We start from the raw sequence: 26,891 nt of genomic DNA on the forward strand, positions 1-26,891 counted from the left end.
CAGCGCGAGCAGACACAAAACTGCCCCATTTCAAGCGAAATGGGGCAGTTTTGTGTCTGCTCGGCGAGGGAAGTCAGGCGCCCTTGAGCCGCACCGCCAGGTAGTCGGACACCTTGTCCAGCGCGATGCGTTCCTGGGTCATGGCGTCGCGCTCGCGGATGGTCACCGCGTTGTCCTCCAGGGTGTCGAAATCGACTGTCACGCAATACGGCGTGCCGATCTCGTCCTGGCGACGGTAACGCCGGCCGATCGCACCGGCGTCGTCGAATTCGACGTTCCAGTTCTTGCGTAGTTCGGCGGCCAGGTCGCGGGCCTTGGGTGACAGATCGGCATTCCGCGACAGCGGCAACACCGCGGCCTTGACCGGGGCCAGACGCGGGTCGAGCTTGAGCACGGTGCGCTTGTCCACCCCGCCCTTGGCGTTGGGGGCCTCGTCCTCGGTGTAGGAATCGACCAGGAATGCCATCAGCGAGCGCGTCAGGCCGGCTGCCGGCTCGATCACATACGGCACGTAGCGGGTGTCGGCGCCCTGGTCGTAGAACGACAGGTCAACACCGGAATGCTTTGCGTGCGTGGACAAGTCGAAGTTGGTGCGGTTGGCGATACCTTCCAGCTCACCCCAGGGGTTGCCGGCGAAACCGAACTTGTACTCGATGTCGACCGTGCCGTCGGAGTAGTGCGACAGCTTCTCCTTCGGGTGGTCGTAAAGGCGCAGGTTGTCCCGGTTGATGCCGAGGTCGACGTACCACTGCAGCCGCGTCTCGATCCAGTACTTGTGCCATTCCGGCGCGGTCTCCGGCTCGACGAAGAACTCCATCTCCATCTGCTCGAACTCGCGGGTGCGGAAGATGAAGTTGCCCGGGGTGATCTCGTTGCGGAAGCTCTTGCCGATCTGGCCGATGCCGAACGGCGGCTTCTTGCGCGCCGTGGTGACGACGTTGGCGAAGTTCACGAAGATGCCCTGAGCGGTCTCCGGGCGCAGGTAGTGCAGACCCTCCTCCGACTCGATCGGTCCGAGGTAGGTCTTGAGCATCATGTTGAAGTCGCGCGGCTCGGTCCACTGGCCCTTGGTGCCACAGTCCGGGCAGACGATCTCGTCCATCGACACGGTGTCTGGATCTACGGCGGTGTCGCGCGTGCTCTTCTTCGCGGCGTAGGCCTCCTGCATGTGGTCCTGCCGATGCCGCTTGTGGCAGTTCAGGCACTCAACCAGCGGGTCGTTGAAGACCTCGACGTGGCCCGAGGCGACCCACACCTGCCGCGGCAGGATGATCGCGCTGTCCAGCCCGACGACGTCGTCGCGACCGGTGATCATGGACTTCCACCACTGGCGCTTGATGTTCTCCTTGAGCTCGACACCTAGCGGGCCGTAATCCCACGCGGACTTGGTGCCGCCGTAGATCTCTCCGGACTGGAAGACCAGGCCACGGCGTTTCGCCAGGTTCGCAACGGTGTCGATGATGGATGCCACGGTGCATCAGAGTAGCGACCAGCTTGCCGCCGGCGATAATCCGGCGCGACCGCCGGCGCGGTTGACATGCAATACCGCGCATGTATTCTGACCCGTAATGGAAACGATTTCCAATTTCACGACGAATCAACACGACGACGCACGCGAGCACGTGGCCGTCCCGGCGCCCGAGCTGCCGCCGCGCGAGGTCCTCGACACCGCTGGCGAGCTGCTGCGTGCGCTGGCCGCTCCCCTGCGGATTGCGATCGTGCTGCAACTGCAGCAGTCGGGGCGCTGTGTGCACGAGTTGGTCGACGCCCTCGCCGTGCCGCAGCCGCTGGTGAGCCAGCATCTCCGGATTCTCAAGCAGGCCGGAGTCGTGGCCAGCGAGCGGGCCGGCCGCGAGGTGCTCTACCGCCTGGTCGATCACCACCTGGCCCACATCGTCGCCGACGCCGTCGCCCACGCCAGTGAGGAGCACGAGTGACGGGCGCGGTCCGGTCCACCCGGCAGCGTGCGGCGATCGCCGACCTGCTCAATGAGACCGACGGCTTCCGCTCGGCCCAGGAACTGCACGACGAGCTGCGCCGCCGCGGCCAGGGCATCGGCCTGACCACGGTGTACCGCACCCTCCAGACCATGGCCACCACCGGAAGCGTCGACACGCTGCGCACCGACACCGGCGAGTCGGTCTACCGACGCTGCTCCGAAGACCATCACCACCATCTGGTGTGCCGGGCCTGCGGCGCCACCGTCGAGATCTCAGGCGGCCACGTCGAGGCCTGGGCCGCCGACGTGGCCCGCGAGCACGGTTTCTCCGACGTCAGCCACACGATCGAGATCTTCGGGACGTGCGGCGAGTGCACCGATAGGGTGAATTAGACCGCTAGACCCGATCGCGCGCCAGTACGAGCACAGGGTCGCGAGTCAACGGCGCGAGCTCGATGTCACCGGGTGCACGCAGGTCGATCCAGGTCATCTCGGCGATCTCTGCCTGCGGCCGCGGCTCACCGTCGAGGCTGACCAGGTAGAGCCACGCATCGACGGTGTGGCCGGGTTCATTGGCGGCGGGTGCGGTGAAGTGGCCGAGTTCTTCGGCCCCCGAAACGTCAAAACCGACCCCGAGTTCCTCACGCACCTCGCGGGCCAGTGCCTCGATCGGCTGCTCCCCCGGCTCGATCTTGCCGCCCGGTTGCATGAACGCCGTCGTGCCGCGCTTGCGGACCAGGAGTAACCGGTCGTCCTCGCCGAGCACCACTGCCGCAACGATGCGAATGACCGTCACGACATCAGGTCCCGGCGCACATCGGCACCGGTGGCGAGCACCATGAGGATCAGCGTTCGCAGCGCGTCGTCGGTGAGTCCGGCGGCCGGGAAGTTGTAGCGCAGCATCACGTCGGCAACCTTCTTGGCCGGGCGCTTGCGGACCGCACCTTTAGTGCCGTTCGTGGCCGTCGCCGGGCCTTCACCAACCTTCTCAACCAAGACCACCGTGCCCAGCATGGTCTTGCTGGCATGGTCGGATACCCGTTCACGAATCTTGTTGTTCAGGGGCAGATCCCATGCCAACGGCTGGGTCAGCGACACCATCTCCAGGTCGTCGGCGATGGCCACCACCCGCACCGACGCCACCGAACCGTCGACCGTCACGGTCAGCGCGTCGTCGTCTTCGTCGACGACGGACATCACCTCGCCGAGTACCGAGGACAACCGCTGCAACAGACTGGGCATATCAGGCCTCCCCTCAGGCTCTCCCGAAGCGACGATTGCGGTTCACATACTCCTCGCACGCCGCCCACAGGTCGCGCCGATCGTAGTCGGGCCAGAGCTTGTCCTGGAACACGAACTCGGCATAGGCCGACTGCCACAGCAGGAAGTTGCTGGCCCGCTGCTCCCCCGATGTCCGGATGAAGAGGTCCACGTCGGGGATGTCGGGGCGGTGCAGATGCTTGGCGAACGACGCCTCGCTGATCCGGCTCGGGTTGATCTTGCCCTCGACGGCCTCGGCGGCCAGTGCCTGCGCAGCCTCGACGAGTTCGGTGCGGCCGCCGTAGTTCACGCAGTAGTTGACCGTGATGACGTCATTGCCGACGGTCATCTGCTCGGCGATGTCGAACTCCTTGATGACACTGCGCCACATCTTGGGCCGCGATCCGACCCAGCGCATGTTCACACCCATGGCGTTCAGGTTCTCCCGGCGGCGACGCACCACCTCCCGGTTGAACCCCATCAGGAACCGAACCTCCTCGGTGCTGCGCTTCCAGTTCTCGGTGGAGAAGGCGTAGACGCTGAGATGTTTGATGCCCAATTCGATGGCACCGCAGGTGATATCGATCAGCACCGCCTCGCCCATCTTGTGGCCTTCGGTGCGGCCCAGGCCGCGCTGGGTGGCCCACCGACCGTTGCCGTCCATCACCACGGCGACGTGATTGGGCACCTGCTCGGCAGGAATCCGGGGCGCGACGGCCTTGGACGTGTGTTGGGGCGGGCGGGCGAAGCTGCCGTTGGTGCCGGCCGGGATCTCGGGGAAGACGACGGGCCAGGTCGAGGTATCCGGGAAGACCGGATAGTCCTCAGGCGCCGGGGGCAGCTGTGGGTAGGTTGATTTGCCCCGCCTGTCCCGCTTCAAAGCCATGGGTCATATCCTGCCTGACCAGCGTCGCGCGCTGCTCGGCGACTGTCCGATCGATCCGGTACACCCGCTCGACCAGAGGTAATGTCCGCAGCTGACGCTCCAGGTGCCATTGCAGATGTGCCGCGATCAGTCCGCTGGCCTGGCTGCGATGCCCCGATGAGGATGCCTCGGCGTACTCCCAGTCACCTTCGTGCAGCGCCGACATCAGTTCCAGCACGGGCTGGGGTGGAGTGCTGGATCCGCTGGGCCGACAGTGCACGCACACACTGCCGCCGGCGGCGACGTGAAATGCCCGGTGCGGACCCGGAGCGGCGCAGCGGGCACATTCGGTCAGCGCCGGTGCCCACCCGGCGATCGTCATCGCCCGCAACAGGTAGGAATCCAGCACCAACTCGCGGGCCCGGCGGCCGTCGGCCACCGCACGCAACGCGGCCACTGTGAGCCGGTGCAGGTCGGGCATCGGTGCATGTTCCTCGCCGGCCAGCCGCTCGGCGGTCTCCAACATCGCGCACGCACTCGTGTACCGGCCGTAGTCGCTGACGATGTCGGCGGCGAACGCGTCGATGGCCTGCACCTGGGTGACAATGTCGAGGTTGCGCCCCGGATGCAGCTGCACATCGATATGGGCAAACGGCTCCAGCCGTGCACCGAACTTGCTGCGGGTACGCCGGACCCCCTTGGCCACCGCGCGTACCAAACCATGGTCGCGGGTGAGCAGGGTGACAATCCGGTCGGCTTCGCCGAGCTTGTGCTGGCGCAGCACCACCGCCCGGTCCCGGTACAGCCGCATCGTGACAGTGTCGCACCATGGCCGGACAGGTTCCGTTACGCACCGCCGATATTCTCGAAAGTGATGGCCAAATCTGCGACTTCCGACCCTGGTTCTGTCATACCGCCGATTCCCTTTCCGACCCTGACCAATCAGCTCTATCAACTTGCCAGCGGCGCAGTCACTTCTGAGGAACTGGTACAGCAGTCGCTGCATGCCATCACAGCGAGCCAGTCCACCCTCAACGCATTCCGCGTCGTATTGACCGAGCAGGCGCTGGCCGACGCCGCCAAGGCCGATACCGCTCGCGCAGCCGGCAAACAACTCCCGTTGCTGGGAATCCCCATCGCGGTCAAGGACGACGTCGACGTCGCCGGAGTGCCCACCCGGTTCGGCACCGACGGCTCCACCCGCGTCGCCACCGATGACGCCGAGGTGGTGCGCCGCCTGAAGGCCGCCGGCGCGGTGATCGTCGGGAAGACCAATACCTGCGAGCTCGGACAGTGGCCGTTCACCGGCGGGCCGGGGTTCGGCCACACCCGTAACCCGTGGTCACGCAAGCACAGCCCGGGTGGATCCTCGGGCGGCAGCGCCGCAGCCGTTGCCGCCGGTCTGGTGACCGCGGCCATCGGATCCGACGGTGCCGGCAGCGTCCGCATCCCCGCGGCATGGACGCACCTGGTCGGCATCAAGCCGCAGCGCGGTCGCATCTCCACGTGGCCGCTGCCCGAGGCGTTCAACGGCATCACGGTCAACGGGGTGCTGGCGCGCACCGTCACCGACGCGGCCCTGGTGCTCGACGCCGCATCCGGTAACGCCGACGGCGACCTGCACAAGCCCGCGCCGATACAGGCCGCCGAGCACGTCGGCCGCGCCCCCGGGCCGCTGCGGGTCGCCATGTCGACGAAGTTCCCGTTCACCGGTTTCCGGGCCACGCTGCACCCCGAGATCCGCGCCGCGCTGCAGAGCATCGCCGACCAACTCGGGCACCTGGGACACACCGTGGTGGAAAAGGACCCCAACTACAGCTTGCGGATGTCATGGGACTTTTTGGCCCGTTCCACCGCCGGCCTGCTGGATTGGACCGACCGCCTCGGCGATGTGGCCTACGACGAGCGCACGGTGGCCAACATGAGGATCGGCCGGTTGCTGTCACAGGACGTGCTGCGCAAGGCCCGGGCACACGAGGCCGCCGCGCAGCGCCGCATCTCCTGGATCTTCAACCTCGTCGACGTCATCATTGCGCCGACCACCGCCCAACCACCGCCGCTCACACACGAATTCGACCGCCGCGGGTGGTCTGCCACCGAACGCACCTCGATCGCCGCCTGCCCGGTGACCTGGCCGTGGAACCTATTGGGCTGGCCCTCGATCAATGTGCCCGCCGGCTTCACCTCCGATGGACTGCCGATCGGCATCCAGTTGATGGGGCCGGCCGACAGTGAGCCGCTGCTGATCTCGCTGGCCGCCGAGTTGGAGGCGATCACCGGCTGGGCCGCCAAGCAGCCCGACGTCTGGTGGACTGCCCCGTCACAGACGGACGCGTCACAGGCGGCCGCCGCGATCAATGCGCTTGACGGGTAGGCCGGAGGGACCGAGTCACACCTGGCAGACGGCTGTCGAATTGCTGTGAGAATTAGCGTAATTGGTGCCTCGCACCCGCTGCTACGCTCGAATCCACGGCGTGGGAGCGGTTCATCGTCTTACGGCCTTGGCAAAACTTCACGGGATCGCGTCAAGACAGCACTCATCATTTTTGGCACAACGTTTTTGGCGATCGCGATGGCGATCGCGATAGTCGTGATGACGAGCAAGTAGCCGCGATAGCTGAGCGGCTCAGAACCCCAGCCGCCCAAGCTGCTTCGGATCGCGCTGCCAGTTCTTGGCGATCTTGACCCGCAGGTCGAGATAAACCTTTGTGCCGAGCAGCTTTTCGATCTGGGTGCGGGCGGCTGTGCCGACCTCACGCAGGCGGGCGCCGCCCTTCCCGATCACGATGCCCTTCTGGCTGTCTCGCTCGACGTAGAGGATGGCGCGCACGTCGATGAGGTCGTCTCGGTCGGCTCTTTCCTCGACCTCCTCGATGACGACCGCCAGCGAGTGTGGCAGTTCATCGCGCACGCCTTCCAACGCTGCCTCACGAATGAGTTCGGCCATCAAGACTTCTTCGGGCTCGTCGGTCAGCTCGCCGTCGGGGTAATAGGCAGGCCCCGGCGGCAGTTTCGAGACGAGGACATCGGTGAGCACATCGAGTTGTTCACCCGCGGTGGCCGAGACCGGCACGATGTCGGCATCCGGTCCCAGAAGTTCACTGACGGCCATCAGCTGTTCGGCGACGCGATCCTTGGGCACCTTGTCGATCTTGGTGACGATGGCGATCAGCGTTGTCCTGGGTGCCACCGCCCGGATCTGCTGATAGATCCAGCGGTCACCGGGACCGATGCGCTCATCGGCCGGAAAGCACATACCGATCACGTCCACCTCGGAGTAGGTGTTCTTGACCAGCTCATTGAGCCGTTGTCCGAGCAGGGTGCGCGGGCGGTGCAGGCCGGGGGTGTCGACCAGGATGATCTGGAAGTCCTCGCGGTGCACGATGCCGCGGATCGTATGCCGGGTCGTCTGCGGCCGGTTCGAGGTGATCGCGACCTTCTGGCCCACCAGGGCGTTGGTCAGGGTCGACTTGCCTGTGTTGGGCCTGCCGACGAAACAGACGAAGCCGGAACGGAATTCACTCATCACAGCACCCCGATCGTGCACTCAGATCGCGAAATCCGCTGAATGGACGATCTCAGCGCACACTCGCCGCTCATACCGGGCTTCCCGCCCGGTCGGTGACGATCACCGCGGCATCAGCGGACAGTTCCCGCACCGCGGCGACGCCTGGGTCATCGGCGGAGCCCCCCACCAGCACCGCGGCCTCGAGTCCGGTGGCGCCGCTGGACACCGCTGCGGCCACCGCCGCCTGCAACGCGGTCAACTTCAGCGCCGCCAGGGCCACCGGGGCACCCGCGTAGGTGCGGCCGTCCTGGTCGCGCACCGCCGCGCCCGTGCCCGCCTCGGCGCGGCCCATCGCGCCGCGGGCCAACACCACGAGTTTGGTGTCCTCGGTATCGAGTTCAGTCATCGGTTACTTGTCCTCCTCAGGCTTTACCGGGCTGACCAGCACCGTGCCGATCCGCACCCGACCACGGTGGTCCGAACCGCCTTCGGCGCGCAGCCGCAGGCCATCCCAGATCACTTCGGCGCCGGGAAGCGGTACCCGTCCCAGTTCGAATGCGACCAGGCCACCGACGGTGTCCGGTTCCAGATCCTCGTCGGGCTCCAGTTCGTAAAGTTCGCAGAGGTCCTCGATCGGCAGCCGGGTGGAGACCCGGAACTGCCGCTCGCCCAGTTCCTCCACCGGGACGACCTCCCCGGCGTCGTACTCGTCGACGATCTCTCCCACGATCTCTTCGAGCACGTCCTCGATGGTGACCAGCCCGGCGATGGCGCCGTATTCATCGACGAGCAGCGCCATGTGGTTGCGGTCGAGCTGCATCTCTTTGAGCAGCTCGTCCAGCGGCTTGGAGTCCGGGACGAACACCGCCGGACGCATCACCTGTGCCACATTGGTGTCTCGGCCCCCGTTGGTCGAGTAATAGGTCTGCTGGACAAGGTCTTTCAGGTAGACCACGCCGACGATGTCGTCGACGTTCTCACCGATCACCGGGATGCGGGAATGCCCGCTGCGCACCGCCAATGACGTCGCTTGGCCCGCTGACTTATCACTTTCGATCCACACCATCTCGGTGCGCGGCACCATGACCTCACGGGCCGGGGTGTCGCCGAGCTCGAACACCGACTGAATCATCCGGCGTTCCTCATCGGCCACCACGCCGCGCTGCTGGGCCAGGTCGACGACCTCACGCAACTCGATTTCGGATGCGAACGGACCGTTGCGGAAACCGCGGCCGGGAGTCAGCGCGTTACCGATCAGCACCAGCAGGCGGCTGATCGGCGTGAGCAGCACCGAGATCGCCTGCAGCGGCAAGGCCGAGATCAGCGCGATGGAATAGGCGTTCTGCCTACCGACCGTGCGCGGGCCGACGCCGATGGCCACGAAGCTGGTCACCACCATGATCGCGGCGGAAGCCACCAGGCCCCACCCGACGCCGAGATGCCCGTCGAGGAAGGACGCCAGCAGCACGGTGGCGGTGATCTCGCAGGTAATCCGGAGAAGCACAACGAGATTGATGTACCGGGGCCGTTCGGCGACTACCCGGCTGAGCCGGGCGGCACCCGGACGTTCATCGCGGACCAGTTCCTCGATCCGCGCGATCGAGACGGTGGACAGGGCGGCGTCAATCGCGGCAAAAAGCCCGCCGAACCCGACCAGCACCACAGCGCCGAGCAGCGGGAGCAAGCCGGTCACGGTTGATCGAAGTATCGGGACTTGTCCAGCAGCCGCTGGTCTTTCTCACTCTGCCGGTCGGCGTGATAGGACTCGACCTGATCAGCCACCCACTCCTCGAGGAGCTGGCGCTGAAGTGCGAACATCTCCTTCTCCTCGTCCGGCTCGGCGTGGTCGTAACCGAGCAGGTGCAGTACACCGTGCACCGTCAGCAACGCCAACTCCTGACCGAGCGAGTGCCCGGCCTTGGCAGCCTGCTGCTCGGCGAATTCCGGGCACAACACGATGTCCCCGAGCATGGCCGGACCCGGCTCGGGCGCATCCGGCCGGCCCCCGGGCTCGAGCTCGTCCATCGGGAAACTCATCACATCGGTCGGGCCGGGTAGGTCCATCCACCGCATGTGCAGGTCGGCCATGGCTGCACTGTCCAGCAGCACCATCGACAGCTCAGCCGCCGGGTTCACGTCCATCTTCGCGATGACGAAGCGCGCGACGCTGATCAGCTCATCCTCGGAGACATCGATGCCCGACTCGTTGGATACCTCGATGCTCATGCGGTCCCCTCGCAGGCTCGGGCCCCGCATGCCGTCTGCTGATTCGCTCCGCAAGCGTCGCTCATCGGCGGGGCCGCCCGTTCGACGAACGGCGTTGGGAACGGTTGAGCAATGCCGGCTCCTCGTGTCGCGCGTAGGCGTCGACGATCTCGGACACCAGGCGGTGGCGGACCACGTCGGCGCTGGTGAGCTCGGCGAAGTGGATGTCGTCGATATCGTCGAGAATGTTCATCGCCGCGCGTAGCCCGGAGGTGGCACCGCCGGGCAGGTCCACCTGCGTGATATCGCCGGTGACAACGACTTTGGATCCGAAACCGAGCCGGGTCAGAAACATTTTCATCTGTTCAGCGGTGGTGTTCTGCGCCTCGTCGAGAATGATGAACGCATCATTCAACGTTCTTCCACGCATGTACCCGAGTGGCGCGACCTCGATCACCCCGGCACTCATCAGCTTTGGGATGAGCTCGGGATCCATCATGTCGTGCAGCGCGTCGTACAGCGGGCGCAGGTACGGGTCGATCTTCTCGCTCAGCGTGCCCGGCAGGAAGCCGAGGCGCTCGCCGGCTTCGACCGCGGGGCGGGTCAGGATGATCCGGTTGACCTGTTTGGTCTGCAGGGCGCTGACGGCCTTGGCCATCGCCAGGTAGGTCTTGCCGGTACCGGCCGGACCGATGCCGAACACGATGGTGTGCGCATCGATGGCGTCGACGTAGCGCTTCTGGTTCAGCGTCTTGGGCCGGATCGTCTTGCCGCGGCGGCTCAGGATGTCGAGGGTGAGCACCTCGGCCGGGGACTCGTCCTCCGTACCGGTGAGGATCGCGACGCTGTGCCGCGCCGCCTCGGGAGTCACCGCCTGGCCGCTCGACGCGACGGCGATCAGCTCGGCGACGACACGTTCGGCCAGTGCCACATCGGCCGGCTCGCCGGTGAAGGTGATCTCGTTGCCGCGGACGTGGATGTCGGCAGTCAGAAGTCTTTCGAGTGCCCGCAAGTTCTCATCAGCCGAGCCGAGCAGGCCCACGATGATGTCGGGCGGAACAGTGATGCTGCTGCGGACCGATTCCGATGCGGTGGTCGACGAGTCAGCGGTCGTGTCGCGGGGCGTCACGTGGAGTTTGTGCCTGCTTTCCGTGTTCTCAAAACGGCCGGCTGCCGTTGTACTGTCCCCAGTTTACCGCTGGTCAACGACACGCCCCAATGGTTGAGCGCCCCGGCGGTGATTGGTGCGTCACGGTTGACGGGCCGGGCCCACTGACTGGGTAAACGCACAGGTCAGCGTAACGGGATGGCGGATCTTAGCCTGCGAACGCGTCCAACTTGGCCTGCACTGCGTCACCGTCCGGAGCGGCGTACATCTTCTTGGACCGGCGCTCGTAGGACGCGATGAACGGACACGAGTCGGCAGTACCCGACACCGTGCCCAGGTCCTGGACGACCTTGCCGGTCTTGGCTTCGCGGAGCTCGATCGTGTAGTCGGCGGAGTAGTAGTCGACGGTGATACGGCTCCCGTCGTCGTCAAAGACACACGGAATGGATTTCGCCTCGGTGCCCGTCTTTCGCTCCAGGCAGGCGACGACGTTGATCTTGGAGTACTCGTTGGACGTGGCCCATTTGTTGGAAGGGACCGACAACCAGGCTTCGCCCATGATTCCGAGCCCCTGGTAGAAGGCCGCGATGTTGTAGGGCTTGCCGTATTCCGGGGCGGTACTGATCCAATCCTTGTCGCAGACGTCGGAGAAACTGGATGCCGAGTAGGCAGTCCGGTCCTGTCCCTCACCGGAGACCTTGGCGACCCCGTACCCGATCACTGCGAGGACCGCGACGCTCACGACGACGACGACGCCGACGATCACCTTGCCGAGTCCTGATTTCTTCGGCTGAAGTGGCGGTCCAGCCGGAGACCAGTTCGGAGGCTGCCCGTACGGGGGCGGCCCGTATGCGCCATATGGGCCCGGAGCACCCGGCGCCCCGGGCCATTGCTGCGGTTGGGGTGGCGGCCAGTGCGGGGGCTGCTGCCCGTAGGGCGACGGCGAACCTTGGGGCGGCGGGCCCTGGGGCGGCAAACTCACGAATGGAGCGTAATGCCTGGACAGCATGCCCGTCGGCGCTAAATCTCCCAGCGTCCCGTCAGCGCACCGATCGCCCCCAGCGCCACGGCCGCGGCCGTCGACGTCCGCAGAACGGTCGGGCCAAGGCGGACGGCCTGCGCGCCGGCCCCGGTCAGGGCCGCGATCTCCTCATCGGCGATGCCACCTTCGGGTCCGACGATGAGCATCAGTGAATCCGCCTGAGCCAGAGGCAGTTCGGCCAGAGGAGCGGTGGCCGATTCGTGCAGTGCGAGCACCATCGCCCCGGCGGCCACAGTGTCGGCGACACGTTGGGTCAGTGCAGCCGTGGAGACCACGCCCTCGACCGCCGGAATGTAGGTACGGCGGGACTGCCGAGCCGCCGAGCGTGCCACCGCTTCCCAGCGCCGCAGACCCTTGTCCACTTTCGGACCCTCCCAACGGGCCACACACCTCGTCGCCTGCCACGCGACAAACCTGTCCGCACCCGCCTCGGTCGCCAGCTCGACGGCCAGTTCTGAGCGGTCGGACTTGGGCAACGCCTGCACCACGGTCACGGTCGGGCGCGGGGCGCTGATGGCGGCCCGCTCGGTCACCCGCGCCGACAACTGGCCCTTGGCGGTGGCCTCGACGACGCAGTGGGCCAGCGTCCCGGCGCCGTCGCTCAGATCGATCTGTTCGCCGACCCGGATGCGACGCACGTTGGAGGCGTGGAAGCCCTCGTCGCCGTCGACGACGGTGAGCTCCCCCGCGCCCGGCAGTGCGTCGACATAGAAAAGCGCTGAACTCACTGTGCCGCCCGCAGTGTCAGCGGCCGGAGAACGTCTCGCGCAACCGGCTGAACAGACCACCGGAGCCCGCTGAGGCCTGCGTCGAACGCACCTCCGCCGCGTCGCGGGCCCGATTCTCCTTCAGCTTCCGCAGCAGGTCGATATCGGCGCTGTCCAGCCTCGATGGCACCACCACGTCGATGTGGGCGTGCAGATCACCGCGCACCCCGGAACGCAGGTGCGGCATGCCGTGGCCGCGCAATGTGGTCACCGCACCGGGCTGCGTGCCCGCGGGGATGGTCAGTTCGGTGGGCCCGTCGAGGATCGCGTCGACACTGACCGTGGTGCCCAGCGCAGCGTCGACCATCGGCACCGAGATCGTGCAGTGCAGGTCGTCGCCGTCGCGGACGAAGATCTCGTGCTGCTTCTCATGGACCTCGACGTACAGATCGCCTGCCGGTCCGCCGCCCGGTCCGACCTCACCTTGCGCGGCCAGGCGCACCCGCATGCCATCGCCCACACCAGCCGGGATCTTGACGCTGATCTCACGGCGGGCGCGCACCCGACCGTCACCACCGCAACGGTTGCACGGATCGGGGATCACCTCACCGATTCCCCCGCACACGGGGCACGGACGGGTCGTCATCACCTGTCCCAGCAGCGAGCGCTGCACGGTCTGGATCTCGCCGCGACCATCGCACGTGTCACAGGCGACCGGGGTGGAATTGCCGTTCGTGCCCTTGCCCTGACACAGATCGCACAACACCGCAGTGTCCACAGCCACCTGCTTGGTCACGCCGGTGGCGCACTCCGCAAGGTCCAACCGCATTCGCAGGAGTGAATCCGCGCCGGGCCGCACCCGGCCGATCGGCCCCCGCGAGGAGGTTCCGCCACCGAAGAATGCCTCGAACACATCGCCGAGGCCACCGAATCCGCTGAACCCGCCGGGCGCTCCACCGACCGACTCCATCGGGTCGCCACCCATGTCGACGATGCGGCGCTTCTCCGGGTCCGACAGCACCTCGTAGGCGACCTGGATCTCGGTGAACCTGCTCTGGGCTTCCTGGTCGGGATTGACGTCGGGGTGCAGCTCACGCGCCAGCCGCCGATAGGCGCGTTTGATCTCTGAATCGCTCGCGCCTTTGCTCACTCCGAGCAAGCCGTAATAATCGCGTGCCACGCTGACCTTGCCTGACCTTTCTATGCCGGATCGACCGGCTGGATTAACGAGTACCTAGGACTTCGCCGATATAAAGAGCAACCGCCGCAACATTGGCGATCGTTCCCGGGTAGTCCATTCGGGTGGGACCTACCACACCCATTCCGCCGTACACCTTGCCCGAGCTGCCGTACGTGGTGCTCACCACCGACGTTCCCAGCATCTGCTCGGCCTCGGTCTCGTGACCGATCCGCACGGTTACCTTGCCCGCTTCCTGCTGGGCCGCCAACAGCCGCAGTACCACCACCTGCTCCTCGAGTGCCTCCAGCACCGACCGCAGCGATCCGCCGAAATCGGCGGTGTTGCGGGTCAGGTTGGCGGTGCCGCCCAGCAGCAGTCGTTCTTCGGTGTGCTCGACGAGGGTCTCTACCAGGACCGTCGCCGATCGGCCGACGGCATCGGCCAGTGCGCCGTGGCCGTTGAGATGCGTGGCCAGATCGCTCACCGCGATCGCCGCCGCCGTCAGCGGCTTGCCTTCCAACGCCTGCCCCAGCATCTCGCGGAGTTTGGACAGCTCATGCTCGTCGATCGCATCGCCGAGCTCCACGATGCGCTGATCCACCCGGCCCGAATCGGTGATGACCACCAGCAGCAACCGGGCGGGAGTCAGCGCAACCACCTCGAGGTGGCGGACGGACGACGTGGAGAGCGTCGGGTACTGCACGATCGCGACCTGCCTGGTCAGCTGCGCCAGCAGCCTCACCGCGCGCCGTAGCACGTCGTCGAGGTCGACCCCGGACTCCAGGAAGGACAGGATTGCGCGGCGCTCCGATGAGGACAGCGGCTTGACGTTGTCGATGCGGTCGACGAACTCGCGGTAGCCCTTCTCGGTGGGCACCCGCCCCGAGCTCGTGTGGGGCTGGGTGATGTAGCCCTCGGCCTCCAGCACCGCCATGTCATTGCGGACCGTGGCGCTCGACACGCCGAGGTTGTGACGGTCCACCAGAGTCTTGGAGCCGATCGGCTCCTTGGTGGCCACGAAGTCGGCGACGATGGCGCGCAGCACCTCGAAACGACGCTCGTCGGCACTCCCCACCAGTTCACCTACCCTTCGCAGCAGCGATGTGTGCGTTCAGCTCGGTTCATTTTACCGACCAGCAGCAGGTTTACCGATTCTGCGGTGACAGCTCCGGGTCATCGTGCCGAGCGACACCGGCGCGGGCAATCACCCACGAGGGTATTAACCTAGGCGACTATGCCGATGGCAACACCGCGCACTACTGCGACGGAGGCGGGCCGGCGATGATCTTCAAGGGCGTCCAAGAGGGCAAACCGTACCCGGAGCACGGGCTCTCCCACCGGGACTGGTCCCGCATCCCGCCTCGCCAGCTGCGCCTCGACGAGCTGGTCACGACCACCACAGTGCTCGCGCTGGACCGGCTGCTGTCCGAGGACTCGACGTTCTACGGCGACCTGTTCCCCCACGCGGTGAAATGGCGCGGGGACATCTATCTGGAGGACGGGCTGCACCGTGCGGTGCGTTCAGCCCTCCGGAATCGCACCATCCTGCACGCCCGGCTGTTCGACATGGACGCGCTCGCCCCGAACCTGGCCTAGCGGTTGGCGGATCAGTCCCCCGCTACTGTGCCATTGCCTCACGCAGACTCCGGGGCCGCAGGTCCGACCAGGCCTGCTCGACATGGCTCAGGCACTCGGCCCGGCCGGCCGCACCGAAGATCACCCGCCAGCCCTCGGGCACATCGGCGAATGCCGGCCACAGGCTGTGCTGGTCCTCATCGTTGACCAGCACGTAGAACGTGCCGTTCTCGTCATCGAACGGATTGGAACTCATCGACTCTCCTCATCGAGGGGTTGGCCAGGTTCGCACCCAGCACCCGGTCGGACAACAGGCCGAGGCAGCTCAGGTTCGGGAAGCCCGGCCCCTGGGTGAGCCCGGCCAGCCCCGGCAGGAACAGTTTGGGGAACACGTCGTTCAGGGCCAGATCGTGCCCGATGTGCTCTTGAAGGGTGTCACCGGTCAGTGGACCGCCGAGCCCCAGCTCGAGTAGGTCCAGCGCGTCCTGGCTGAACAACGGCGCGAACCACAGCGCGTCGGCACCGGACCCGTCGATCACCAGGTCGAAGCCGTGCACCGTCTCGACCGCTTCGCCCCCGGTGTTGGTCGACAACGTCAACCGGATCCGCTCGTCGCGGGCCACCGCGTGGGCGACCCGGCCACGCAGATGACGGATCCGATCGTCGGCCAACAACGCGTCCTGCACCCGGGCCGAGAACACCCCACGATCGGTGCGGGCCAGGGCATCCCGGCGCTCGGCCATGGTCAGCCCGGTCCATCCGGTCGGGTCGGAGAACAGGGTGTTCTCGAAGAACCCCTCGCCGCGGGTGAACAGGGTGACCGTGGGCGAGATCACCGTGATCGTCGAAACCCGGTGGCGGAAAAGCTCGTTGAGCATCGACGCGGCGGTCTCGCCGCCCCCGATCACCGCCACCCGTTCGGCGTTGATCATTTCGTGCTTACCGGCCTGATGCCAGAACTGCGCGATCGACATCACCCGGGGATTGCCGGGCAGCACCGAACGTTCGGCCTGACCGGGCCCGGTCACCATCAGCCCGTCGGCGTACACGGTGTCCTCGGCGGTGTTCAGCACCCACCGGTGAGCGTCGGCAGAATTGCCGGCACCGCCGGCGTCAGCAGAATTGCCGGCACCGCCGGCGTCGGCAGAATTGCCGGCACCGCCGGCGTCGGCGCCAACCGAGATACGTTCCACCTCACCGGAAACCACATTCATCCCGACGTCCTCGGCCACCCAGCCCAGATACTGACTCCAGCGTTTGTGGGTCGGTGCGGGCCGGCCCCGGTCGACCCATTCGGCGAATCCGCCGGTGGCGATCAGGTAGGCCTGCCAACTGTGCCGGGTCATCCGCTCGTCGAGTTCGGCGTTGCGCCGCGACACCAGAGACGACCGGTAGGGGAAGCCGACGTCCTTCTCCGGACCGGTGCCGAGGCGATGGTTACCGTCGGTCCAACCGCCGACGGCCTGCCAGTTGGCGGCCACCCCGGCGCGTTCGATGACGACAACGTCGGGGGCGGGCACGCCCATCGCCCGCAGCTCGGCCGCCTTGGCCGCCACCGCGATGGCCTTGGGCCCGGCACCGATGACGGCCAGGGTGGGAGCCGATGGGGCACTCATGTGATCACCTCTCGCAATGCGTCCAGCCACATCGCCTGCAGGGTGGCGATGTCCTCGGCGGACAGAATGTCGGGCAGAGTCCGCCATTGGGTGCCGAGCACGGCCGACCCGTCGCGGTCTATTACCGCGGCCATGACCGTCAGTTCATGGCGCACAGCGACATTCGGTTCGGGAACCGGAGTCACCCCGGTCTGCAACGAACGGTCCTGCAGTAGGGCATGGTCGGCCGCATCCAGTTCGATACGGCCCAGATAGTTGAGCAGTACTTGCGGATCCCGATGTGCGCCCAGCCGTTCGGCAGTGTCCTCGCGCAAGTACCGCAGCAACCCGTAGTCGATCGCGTCGCCCGGGATCGCGGCCACCTGCGCGGCGACCCCACGGGCGTCGTCGGCGCTCAACCGCAAGGGGTAGATCATGCTGAGCAACCCTGCGGTGTCGCCGGTATCGACCTCGTCATGATCTGACACCACCGCGTCGGACCGGCCGTGGGTTTCCAGCGCCAACACGGGCGCAGGGGTCGGCTGGCCGCGGTGGCGACGCCAGGTGCTCAGGGCACGGGCGGTCGCCGCGGCCAGCACCTCGGTCACCGGCACCGCACCGGTGAGCAGTCGGGCCGTCACGTCGGGCTCGGCGAAGGCCATCTTGATCGTCACATCGGCCATCCGGTCGGCGGACGGATCGATCCGCCGCGCGCCGATTTCCGGATCGTCGCCCTCGAACTGCTGCTCCCAGAAGCCGCAGGTGTCGAGCGTGGCCGCCCGCTCGGACAGCAGCCGGGACCACTGTCGCAGCGAAGTGTGCTCCCGCACCGGGAGTGGGGTGCGACCGGACGATATTGCATGCCAGGCATTTTCGAGCTCACCGACCAGGATCCGCCACGACGCCGGGTCCAGCGCCAGCACGTGGGCGGTGAGGATCAACAGGCCGTCTTCGGTCTGCGGGTGATGCAGCCACACCGCATCGAGCATCGACCCGTTCTGCGGATCCAGGCGTTGCACCGAGAGGTCAGCCTGCTCGGCCACCGCGGCATTGATCTCACCCGACCCGGTCGCCTCCGAGAACACCTCACCTGGCGTATGCGGAACCAAGGTCAGGGTCGCGCGGTCCAATCGGGTGCGCAGCACCTCATGCCCGTCGATCACGTTGCGCAGCAGTGCTTCCAGCTGATCTCGGGTGATCCCGGCGGGCAGGCGGAACACCTCTGTCTGTGCGAGCCGGCGCGGGTCGCCGTACTGGTAGAGCCAACGCCCGTTGGGCAGCAACGGGATCGGGCCGGTATCCGGTGGGGCTTCGTCGGCCGCGCCTTGCTCCCGCGCCACGGCGGCCGCATCGGCGTCGATCGCGGCCGCGAGTTCACGGACAGTCGCACAGTCCAACATCAGACGGGCGCGCAGCGCCACACCACGGCGCCGCACAGCCTGCACGACCGACAAGGCCACGATGCTGTCCAGCCCGAGATCGAGGAAGTCCGCGGTGACGTCCACGCCCGCACCGTCAGTGGTCCCCAGCACTTCGGCCAGCACCTGGGCCAGCAGCCGCTCCGTCTCGGTGGCGGGGTGCTCAGCCCCTTCGGAGCGTCCGCCGGTACCCAGCGCCGCGAGTGCGGCGTCGTCGACCTTGCCGTTGGTGGTCAGGGGGATCTCGTCGACGGCCACGATGTGGTGAGGCACCAGATGTCTTGGCAGGGTGTCGGTCAGCATCCCGCGCAACTCGGTGACCGGAGTATCGGTCACCACGTACGCAATCAGGCGCGGCCCGCTCCGGTGCTGCCGAACCGCCACATGGGCATGCCGCACCCCGGGGTGGGTATGCAGCGTCGCGGCCACCTCTCCGGGCTCCACCCGGAAGCCACGGATCTTGACCTGGTCGTCGCTGCGGCCGAGAAACTCGAGAGCATTCGAGTCCGGATTCCGGCGCACCACGTCGCCGGTGCGGTACATGCGGGCACCTGCGGTGAACGGATCGGCGACGAACCGTCCGGCTGTCTCTCCCGGCCGGCCGAGATACCCGCGGGTCAACTGGCCACCGGCCAAATACAATTCGCCGCACACACCGTCAGGAACCGGCCGCAGCCAGCCGTCGAGCACATAGGCCTCGGTCGACTCCGTGGGACGCCCGATGCAGGGCTGCGCGTACTCGCCGATCGTCGCGACGACGGCTTCCACGGTGGTCTCGGTCGGACCGTAGCAGTTGTGCGCAGACATCCACGTGCGCTCACATTCGGCCTGGATACCCCGCCACGTGGCGGTGTCGATGGCCTCGCCGCCGAGCGCGAGCACCGCCAGCGGCACCTGGGTAAGCAGGCCCGCGGCCCGCAGGGAGGCGAACATCGACGGCGTGGTGTCGATCATGTCGATCGCGAAGCGCCCGATGGTCTCCACCAGCGCCTCGGCGTCACGCTGCACCTCGTCGGCGACGATGTGCACGGTATGCCCGTCGAGCAGAGCCGCCAACGGTTGCCAAGCCGCATCGAACGTGAACGACCACGCGTGGGCCACCCGCAACGGACGGCCGAGTCGGGTGGCCGCCGGCTGCAGCAGCTGGTGGGCATGATCGGCGCAGTAGGCCAACAGGGCCTGATGGGTTCCGATGACGCCCTTGGGTTTTCCGGTGGTCCCCGAGGTGAACACGATGTAGGCACCCTGCCCGGGGTACACCGGTGCGGGCCGGTAATCGACGTCCGGCTCGGTACCGACGGACGCCAGCAGGGCCTCGTCGACGACGAGTGAGTGCCGGCCCGCGCCGATCTGACGCAGGATCTCGGCCACCCGTTCATCGGGCATGGCGGGATCCAGCGGCACGATCATCGCGCCCGCCTTGAGCACTGCGAGCATCGCGACCACGTAGTCGGGCCCACGGCGCAACCGGATCGGCACAGGAGTTTCGTCGTCCACGCCGCGCCGGATCAGCTCGGCGGCCAGGCGATCCGCAGCATCGTCGAGTTCGCGATAGCTGAGTTCTCCCCCGTCCCAGCTCAAGGCGACCGAACCGAGCCGCTCGGCAACCGTCTCACTGAACGCGGAATGAAAGCCAGCGGGTAATCCGTCGTACATCTGAGCAATCTGCGGCGCACCGACGGCTTGCGACTCACCATCGAGGGTGACCGCGACCTCGCGCAGCGGACGCTCCCAGCAGTCCAACAGCCGCTGCACGACGCTCAGCACCCGCAGGCCCAGTGCCTGCGGATCGAGCATTCCCAGTGCCCCGTCGAGGGTTTCGACCAGCACGGTGAGCCGGCCGTGGGTGGGATGCGCGGCGATGGTGACGGGGAAATGCGACAGGCTCTCCAATGCCGAGGGCCGTAGCACCGCCTCACCGAGAGCGAATTCGTCACTGCCGACCAGCCCGCCGGGCGGGAAGTTCTCGTAGACCAGCAGTGTGTCGTACAGCTCGCCGATCCCGCCGAGCGAACGCAACTCGGTGTGGCTGAGGTAGCTGTGCTCGCGCAGCTCGGCGGCTTCGCGCTGCAGCGCCAGGCACTGATTCCCAACGAGCACCTTGGGGTCGACCCTGACCCGCAGCGGCACGGTGTTGATGAAAAGGCCGACCATCGATTCCACTCCGGCCAGCTCGTCGGGGCGACCCGACACGGTGACGCCGTACACCACATCGGTGCGGTCGGTGAAAACCGAAAGGATTGTTGCCCAAGCCATCTGGAACAGCGTGTTGACCGTGACGCCGCGTCGCCGGGCGGCCTCGAGGATTTCGGCGGACTGCTGTTCGTCGAGGGTCACCTCGGTGCGTGCGGGCAGACCAGGCTCGGCCGTCAGTCCGGACAACACCGGCGACAACAACGTGGGGGCGTCCATGCCGTAGAGATGTGCCTGCCAACGCGCCCGGCTGGCCTCCTGATCGCGCCCGGCCAGCCAGCCGATGTAGTCGCGATATGGCCGGACCCCCGACGGCAGCGCTGCCACGTCGCCCTTGGCGCCGTAGAGGGCGATCAGCTCACCGACGAAGACCGGTAGCGACCAGCCGTCGATTGCGATGTGATGGGCAACAATCACCAGTCGCCAACGTTGCCCGGGCTTCTCGATGAGCACGAACCGGATCAGCGGCCCTCGACCCAGGTCGAAGCGCCGGGCGCGTTCCTCAGCTTCCAGGGTGAGCGCCTGCTCGTCATCGGCATGCACATGCCGCCACGGCAATTCGACGGCCGACGGGACCACCGCCACCGGGCGGCTCAGGTTCCCCTGGAAAAAGCTGGCCCGCAGGTTGGGATGGCGCACCAGCATCGCCTCGGCACAGGCCCGCAGCAGCTCGGCGTCCAGCGCCCCGTCGATGTCGGCGGCCATCGCGATGACGTAGGGGTCAGCGCCGGCGTCACCTTCGGTCAGGCCGGCCAGCGAATACAACCCCTGTTGCAGCGGGCTCAGCGCCAGGACGTCCTCGACGCCGGGCGGCGTTCCGGTGGTCGTCACGTCGCGATCCCCTGGTCCTGGCCCCATCCCGCGGTCAGCGCGGCCAGTTCGTCGGGCGACAGGCCCGATGCGGACATCGGCTCATGGTGGACGTCGGCGACTGTTTCTTTCGTGGCCGACGCATCGATCGCGGCGGCCAGGTCGGCCAGGCCGGGATGTTCGAACACCATGCGCGCCGTCATCGCCACCCCGGCATCCCTGGCCCGTGCCGCGAGCTGCACGGCCAGGATGCTGTCGCCGCCAAGGGTGAAGAAGTCGTCGTACCGTCCCACTTCGGTCACGCCGAGGAGGGTTACCAGCATCGCCGCCAGGGTCTCCTCGGTCGGGGTGGCCGGCGGCTCGGCGGGTGCCGTCGTGGTGATGCGCGGACGGGTCAGCGTGGCGGCTTCGACGGTATCGGCCACCGTCAGCAGCGCACCGGTGAACTCCTCGGGCAGCCCGGCGCGCGCTGTCTCCAGGAAGGCTTCGGCGTCAGCCACTTCCGGCTCGAGCACCACGTACCCGGCCAGTGTCGTGGCCCCGCGGACCTCCCAGTATCGGGTCGCCGCAGCGGCGACCCCGTCGAGGTCTTCCAGGGCGGCCTGCAGCCGTGGTTCACCCGCGGTGATGGGCTCGAGCCGCCCGTCGGTGGTCCAGCGGGCCCGGTCCCCGGTGCGGTACAACTGCCCGTCCCCGAACGGATTGGGCGCGAATCGATCTGCGCCGACGCCGGTGGCCGCGCCGGATGCCTCGTCCACCGCACCGCCGGCGTAGTGGACGTCGCCCACGACACCGATGGCCACCGGCTGCCGCCATTCGTCAAGCAGGTAGACGCGGTCGGCGCCTTCGGTCTGCGGCAGCCCGGCCGGCGGTGCCGCCTTGCGACTCCAGTCGTCGACCAGCAGGTCGCGCTCGGCCGGATCGAGAACCGAGATGTCGCGCACGGTCTGGTCGGCGTCGCCGGCGAATGCCGCGACGATGCGCTGCAGCCAGCCGACGAGGCGTTGTGCGGTGGCCGCCTCGTAGAGCTCGGTGCGGTAGATGACGGTGCCCCGATATCCGCCCTGCTGCCCGCCGCCGGCCTCGGCGAAGAAATTCAGCGACAGGTCCGCATGCGCCACGTCAAAGGTGGGTTCCAGTGCGGTGAAATGGGTTTCACCGTCGGCTCCGGTATCGATGACCTGACGTGCCGGCAGATCCTCACGCACGTGCACCACCACACCGAAAAGCGGGTTGCGCGACAGCGAGCGCACCGGGCTCACCGCGTCGACCACCCGGTCGAACGGCAGGTCCTGATTCTGGTAGGCGGCCAGTGCCATGTCGCGGGAACGCCCCAGCACCTCGCGCAGTGTCGGGTTGCCGGACAGGTCGTTCCGCAGCACCACGATGTTGATGAAGAACCCGATCAGCGCATCGAGTTCGGGGGCGGTACGCCCGGCTACCGGTGTGCCCAGCGCAATGTCGGTGCCCTGCCCGGCTTTGTGCAGGGCGATCGCAACGGCGGCCTGCAGCACCATGAACTCGGTGACGCCGAGCTCACGGGCGAGTTCGACGAGCTTGCCGCGGACGGCTGCGTCGATGGTGAAGTCGAGCGCCTTGCCCTCACCAGTGGGCACCGGCGGGCGCGGGAAGTCCGGTTGAAGGCCGTTCTCGATATTGTGGTCAGCCGACAGACCAGCCAGTTGCTTTGTCCAGTAGTCGCGTTGCTCACCGATTCGCTCGCCCGCGCTCGACAGCATTTCGGCCTGCCAGTCCGCGAAGTCGGCGTACTGGACGGGCAGCGGGGCCCACTCGGGCGCGGATTTGGCCCGGCGGGCGTGGTAGGCGGTCATCAGATCGGTGAACAGCACAGCGCCCGACCAATGATCGGCGGCGATGTGGTGAACCATCAACGACAGCACATGCGCACCTGGGGTGGACAGCACCGCCGCCCGAATCGGCCACTCGTTCTCCAGGTCGAAGCAGTACCGCCGCTCGGCATCGAGTTCGCCCTGCAACCAGTCTTCACCGGTGCCCTCGGCTCGGCGCACCGTCACCGGGCCCGCGGGATGAATGACCTGGTAAGGGACACCGTCGATTTCGCGGTAGGTGGTGCGCAAGATCTCGTGCCGGGAAACCACATCGCCGACCGCCCCGGCCAGGGCCTCCACATCGCAGGGTCCGGTCAGTCGTGCTGCGAAGGGCACATTGTTGACCGGGTTCGGTCCGTCGATGCGGAACTGGAACCACTGCCGGTGCTGGGCCGCCGACATCTGCGACGGTCCGTCGTGCCGGACGGCCACGATCGGGGGCAGGCCCGTGCCGCTGCCCGATGCCAGTAATTCGTCGACCCGAGCGGCCAGGCCCGCCACCGTGGCATTCTCGAACACGTCGGCGACCCCGAGATCCACCCCGAAGCGAGCCCGCACCGCGGCAACCAATTTGGTGGCCAGCAGCGAGTGACCGCCGAGATCGAAGAACGAGTCGTCGGCGCCGACACCGTCGCGCTCGAGCAATTCGCCGAACAGCGCGACGATCGCATGTTCGGTTTCGGTGTCCGGAGCACGGAATACTGTGGCCGAGCGGATCTCCGGCTCGGGTAGTGCCCGGCGATCGATCTTGCCGTGCGCCGTGATCGGGATCTCGGGCAGCTCGACGAACGCTGCCGGGATCATGTACTCGGGCAGCGCGGCCGTCACCCTGGCCCGGATACGGTCGACCTCCACCAGTTCGGCATCGGCGGCCGGTGTGATGTAGGCGACCAGGCTCTTGCCGAGCGACGGCAGGTCGCTGACCACCACCACGGCCTGACCCACCGACGGGTCGACGGAGATGGCCGCGGAGACCTCGCCGAGTTCGATTCGGAAGCCACGGATCTTGACCTGTTCATCGGCGCGGCCGACAAATTCGATGTCACCGTCGGCGTTGCGCCGAGCCAGGTCGCCCGACCGGTACATCCGTCCGCCGGGGTTGAACGGATCGGCGACGAACCGCTCTGCCGTGAGGCGGGGGCGGTCGTGGTAGCCGTGCGCGACATGTGTTCCGCCGATGTAGATCTCACCGATCACCCCGACCGGTACCGGCTGCAACGCATCGTCTAGCAGATGGATCGTGGTGTTGATCTTCGGTGTACCGATCGGCACTATCCGGGCGCCCTGCTTGCCCTCCACCTTGTAACGCGTGCAGTTGAGCACCGTTTCGGTGGGACCGTAGAAGTTGTGCAGCAGCGAGTCGAACGTGGCGAGGAACTTGTCGGCGATCTCCCCCGGCAGCGCCTCGCCACCGATCGGCACGCGCTGCAGCGTGCGCCACTCGTTGACGCCGGGCAGCGACAGGAACAGCCCGAGCAGCGACGGGACGAAGTGCATCGAGGTGATGCCCTCGTCGCGCAACAGGTCGGTGAGATATCCGATGTCGCCCAGACCCCCCGGCTTCGGGATCACCAGGCGCGCACCAGCGGCCAGCATGCCGAAGATCTCGCCGATCGACACGTCGAAGCTCTGCGATGCCACCTGCAGCAGGCGTTCGTCTTCGGTGACCTGGTAATCGCGCCCGAACCAGACGAAGTACTCCGCGATCGGCCGGTGCGGCACCGGCACGCCCTTGGGTAGGCCCGTGGATCCCGACGTGTAGATCAGATACGCCGTGTTGTCCGGGCGCAGCGGCCGGATCCGTTCGACGTCGGTGGGATCGGTGACCGGATAACTCTCCAGGCCGTCGACCGGCTCGCGAAGAATGGTCTTCGGGTCGGAGTCGGCGAGGATGTAGGTGAGTCGATCCTCGGGATAGGTCGGGTCGACAGGGAGGTACACGGCTCCGGCCTTGACGATGCCCAGCGCGGTGATGACCAGCTCCGGCGATTTTTCCAGCAGCACGGCGACGCGGTCCTCGGTGCCGATGCCCTGGCCGATCAGCCAGTGCGCCAACCGGTTCGCCGATTCGTTGATCTCGCGGTAGCTGTATTGCCTGCCCTCATAGACCACGGCGATGGCATCGGGGGTACGGGCGGCCTGTTCGGTGACCAGCGCGGCCAACGTGGTTCCCGGCGTGTCGAATTGCTCACCGGTGGACACTGCCCGCATCCACTCGGCATCCTCGGCGGTGAACAGGTCCAGCGCAGACAGCGGCCGATCAGGCTCGGCGAGCGCACTGTCGAGCAGCACGGCGAAGTGCCGCAGCATCTGCGCGGCCAGCTCGGCATCCATCACCTCGGTGAGATGTTCGGCCTCCACGACCGCACCCTCGGCGTCGAGCTCGACCATGAAACCCAGTGGCAGCTGGGTGTGTTGGCCGCGCAGGTCGGCACGTCCACACGTCACGCCGTCCGGGCGGAACCCGCCGCCGTCAGACTCGCGGAACCCGAAGCTCACCCGCGTCATCCGTTCGGCGCCGTGGCGCCGGTCCGGGTTGAGTTCGGCCACCACCCGGTCGAGGTTGACGCGCTGATGCGCGAACGCACCGATGGCGGTGTCCCGGGTTTCCGCGACCAGTTCGCGGAACCCGAGGGTGCCCTGTGGCCGAAGCCGCATTGCCACCGTGTTGCCGTAATAGCCGATGGTTTCGTCGGTGTCGCGGTTCAGCACCGGGGTGGCGACCAGGAAATCGTCGGTATGGGTGTAGCGGTAGACGAGCGCACCGAACGCCGCGAGCAGCACCATGTACGGGGTGGCGCCGGTGTCGCGCGCCAGGGCCGACACCTGCTGGACGGTCCCGACGGACAACCGGACCGTGCTGCGCTGGGACCGGAAACCGCTGGGCACCACCGAACCCGCGGGCCCGGGCAACTCCAGCGGCTCCGGCGGATCGGCCAGGGCCTCGCGCCAGTAGGCCAGATCCGCATCGCCGTCTGGCGCCTCGGATACCGTCACGCGCGGTGTCTCGGCGAGCTGCGCCCCACCGTAGGCCCGGGTGAGGTCGGTGAAGAACACCCGCCATGAACCGTCGTCCCAGGCGATGTGATGGGCCACGAGCAACATCACGTGCTCACTCGGACCGGTCTTGATCAGCGTGATCCGCAACGGGGAGTCGCTGTTCAGTTCGAAGGCTGTGCCGAACTCGCGCTGGGCCAGCACCTCAAGGCGTAGCTTGCGTGCCCGCTCGGACTTGTCCGACAGGTCATGGAACATCCACCCCGGGGCCAGGTCATCGTGCACCGTCGCCGTCGGCTCGCCGTTCTCGTCGGCCTGGTAGGTGGTGCGCAGGATCGGGTGTCGTTGTGCCACCGCGTTGACGGCGTCGTGCAACCGCTCGGCATCGATCACCCCGTCGAGCCGGTAGGACAGACAGATGTTGAGCAGTACCCCGCTCGGATCGAACCCCTGCACGAACCACATCCGGCGCTGCCCATCCGACAGCACCGTGGGATCGATCGGCGCACCTTCCATGCCGGTGGCCGATTGCCCGGAATCTCCCGATGCTGACGCGAGGCCCCGCTCGGCGAGCTTGCGCCGCATCAGCTCCAGACGCGCATCGGAGGTGCGGGGGGCTGCCGGATCGGCACTAACCAT

At 67.1% G+C, this 26,891-nt stretch carries 22 protein-coding genes; 4 read left to right on the top strand and 18 right to left on the bottom strand.

Translation table 11 applies throughout. The features are described from left to right. Positions 1–73: 73 nt before the first annotated feature. Positions 74–1,471 (bottom strand): glycine--tRNA ligase, encoded by a 1,398-nt coding sequence (locus ACZYZF_RS14475; protein ID WP_463747668.1) that lies wholly within the window; start codon positions 1,469–1,471, stop codon positions 74–76. Positions 1,472–1,568: 97 nt separating this feature from the next. Between ACZYZF_RS14475 and ACZYZF_RS14480 the strand changes: the two genes are divergently transcribed. Further along, on the top strand, positions 1,569–1,937 hold the full coding sequence (locus tag ACZYZF_RS14480; RefSeq protein ID WP_463747667.1) for an ArsR/SmtB family transcription factor: 369 nt from the start codon (positions 1,569–1,571) through the stop codon (positions 1,935–1,937). Then, positions 1,934–2,332 (top strand): Fur family transcriptional regulator, encoded by a 399-nt coding sequence (locus ACZYZF_RS14485; RefSeq protein WP_463747666.1) that lies wholly within the window; start codon positions 1,934–1,936, stop codon positions 2,330–2,332. The genes ACZYZF_RS14480 and ACZYZF_RS14485 overlap by 4 nt, the downstream gene beginning before the upstream one ends. A gap of 4 nt (positions 2,333–2,336) precedes the next feature. On the opposite strand, the gene ACZYZF_RS14490 is transcribed toward ACZYZF_RS14485, so the two are convergent. Genes ACZYZF_RS14490 through recO form a run of 4 tightly spaced genes read right to left on the bottom strand, consistent with a single transcriptional unit; the run spans position 2,337 to position 4,875 of the window. Further along, on the bottom strand, positions 2,337–2,735 hold the full coding sequence (locus ACZYZF_RS14490; protein ID WP_463747665.1) for an NUDIX hydrolase: 399 nt from the start codon (positions 2,733–2,735) through the stop codon (positions 2,337–2,339). Then, positions 2,732–3,181, bottom strand: coding sequence for a hypothetical protein (locus ACZYZF_RS14495; protein WP_463747664.1), 450 nt, complete (start codon positions 3,179–3,181; stop codon positions 2,732–2,734). The genes ACZYZF_RS14490 and ACZYZF_RS14495 overlap by 4 nt, the downstream gene beginning before the upstream one ends. Before the next feature lie 13 nt (positions 3,182–3,194). Continuing rightward, entirely contained in the window at positions 3,195–4,085 is an 891-nt protein-coding gene (locus ACZYZF_RS14500; protein ID WP_463747663.1) for a decaprenyl diphosphate synthase, read from the bottom strand. After that, on the bottom strand, positions 4,024–4,875 hold the full coding sequence (recO, locus tag ACZYZF_RS14505) for a DNA repair protein RecO (RefSeq protein ID WP_463747662.1): 852 nt from the start codon (positions 4,873–4,875) through the stop codon (positions 4,024–4,026). The genes ACZYZF_RS14500 and recO overlap by 62 nt, the downstream gene beginning before the upstream one ends. Before the next feature lie 63 nt (positions 4,876–4,938). On the opposite strand from recO, the gene ACZYZF_RS14510 reads away from it, so the two are divergent. Then, positions 4,939–6,438: an amidase gene (locus ACZYZF_RS14510; RefSeq protein WP_463836067.1), complete on the top strand. Its 1,500-nt coding sequence runs from the start codon at positions 4,939–4,941 to the stop codon at positions 6,436–6,438. 252 nt (positions 6,439–6,690) lie between these two features. Here ACZYZF_RS14510 and era read toward each other — a convergent pair whose 3' ends face one another. From era to hrcA, 9 genes are all read right to left on the bottom strand, one after another. Then, positions 6,691–7,590 carry a GTPase Era gene (gene era / locus ACZYZF_RS14515; protein WP_163660170.1) on the bottom strand — a complete coding sequence of 300 codons (900 nt, stop codon included), beginning with the start codon at positions 7,588–7,590 and terminating at the stop codon, positions 6,691–6,693. Positions 7,591–7,660: 70 nt separating this feature from the next. Next, positions 7,661–7,978 (bottom strand): cytidine deaminase, encoded by a 318-nt coding sequence (locus ACZYZF_RS14520; protein ID WP_463747656.1) that lies wholly within the window; start codon positions 7,976–7,978, stop codon positions 7,661–7,663. A gap of 3 nt (positions 7,979–7,981) precedes the next feature. Continuing rightward, positions 7,982–9,265 (bottom strand): hemolysin family protein, encoded by a 1,284-nt coding sequence (locus ACZYZF_RS14525; protein ID WP_463747655.1) that lies wholly within the window; start codon positions 9,263–9,265, stop codon positions 7,982–7,984. Beyond that, positions 9,262–9,798, bottom strand: a complete 537-nt coding sequence (ybeY, locus tag ACZYZF_RS14530) for an rRNA maturation RNase YbeY (RefSeq protein ID WP_463747654.1) — start codon at positions 9,796–9,798, stop codon at positions 9,262–9,264. Before ybeY ends, ACZYZF_RS14525 begins: the two co-directional genes overlap by 4 nt. A 61-nt stretch (positions 9,799–9,859) precedes the next feature. Then, entirely contained in the window at positions 9,860–10,906 is a 1,047-nt protein-coding gene (locus tag ACZYZF_RS14535) for a PhoH family protein (RefSeq protein ID WP_463747653.1), read from the bottom strand. Positions 10,907–11,093: 187 nt separating this feature from the next. Next, a complete protein-coding gene (locus ACZYZF_RS14540) occupies positions 11,094–11,867 on the bottom strand; it encodes a hypothetical protein (protein ID WP_463836069.1) in 774 nt (257 codons plus the stop codon). Positions 11,868–11,905: 38 nt separating this feature from the next. Beyond that, entirely contained in the window at positions 11,906–12,655 is a 750-nt protein-coding gene (locus ACZYZF_RS14545; protein ID WP_463836070.1) for a 16S rRNA (uracil(1498)-N(3))-methyltransferase, read from the bottom strand. A 16-nt stretch (positions 12,656–12,671) separates the two neighbouring features. Further along, positions 12,672–13,814, bottom strand: coding sequence for a molecular chaperone DnaJ (dnaJ, locus tag ACZYZF_RS14550; protein ID WP_463747650.1), 1,143 nt, complete (start codon positions 13,812–13,814; stop codon positions 12,672–12,674). A gap of 43 nt (positions 13,815–13,857) precedes the next feature. After that, positions 13,858–14,889: a heat-inducible transcriptional repressor HrcA gene (gene hrcA / locus ACZYZF_RS14555; protein ID WP_463747649.1), complete on the bottom strand. Its 1,032-nt coding sequence runs from the start codon at positions 14,887–14,889 to the stop codon at positions 13,858–13,860. Positions 14,890–15,095: 206 nt separating this feature from the next. Here hrcA and ACZYZF_RS14560 point away from each other — a divergent pair, with 206 nt between their 5' ends. Next, positions 15,096–15,410 carry a type II toxin-antitoxin system VapB family antitoxin gene (locus tag ACZYZF_RS14560; protein WP_463836071.1) on the top strand — a complete coding sequence of 105 codons (315 nt, stop codon included), beginning with the start codon at positions 15,096–15,098 and terminating at the stop codon, positions 15,408–15,410. 22 nt (positions 15,411–15,432) lie between these two features. Here the strand turns inward: ACZYZF_RS14560 and ACZYZF_RS14565 are convergent, their stop codons facing one another. Genes ACZYZF_RS14565 through ACZYZF_RS14580 form a run of 4 tightly spaced genes read right to left on the bottom strand, consistent with a single transcriptional unit; the run spans position 15,433 to position 26,891 of the window. Next, positions 15,433–15,645, bottom strand: a complete 213-nt coding sequence (locus ACZYZF_RS14565; RefSeq protein ID WP_463747647.1) for an MbtH family protein — start codon at positions 15,643–15,645, stop codon at positions 15,433–15,435. After that, complete coding sequence (gene mbtG, locus ACZYZF_RS14570; RefSeq protein WP_463836072.1) at positions 15,623–17,005, bottom strand: NADPH-dependent L-lysine N(6)-monooxygenase MbtG; 1,383 nt, start codon at positions 17,003–17,005, stop codon at positions 15,623–15,625. Before mbtG ends, ACZYZF_RS14565 begins: the two co-directional genes overlap by 23 nt. Next, on the bottom strand, positions 17,002–21,426 hold the full coding sequence (locus ACZYZF_RS14575) for an amino acid adenylation domain-containing protein (protein WP_463836073.1): 4,425 nt from the start codon (positions 21,424–21,426) through the stop codon (positions 17,002–17,004). The genes mbtG and ACZYZF_RS14575 overlap by 4 nt, the downstream gene beginning before the upstream one ends. Beyond that, positions 21,423–26,891, bottom strand: a complete 5,469-nt coding sequence (locus ACZYZF_RS14580; RefSeq protein WP_463836174.1) for an amino acid adenylation domain-containing protein — start codon at positions 26,889–26,891, stop codon at positions 21,423–21,425. Before ACZYZF_RS14580 ends, ACZYZF_RS14575 begins: the two co-directional genes overlap by 4 nt.

It is taken from the genome of Mycobacterium sp. IDUB_24, from assembly GCF_055419385.1.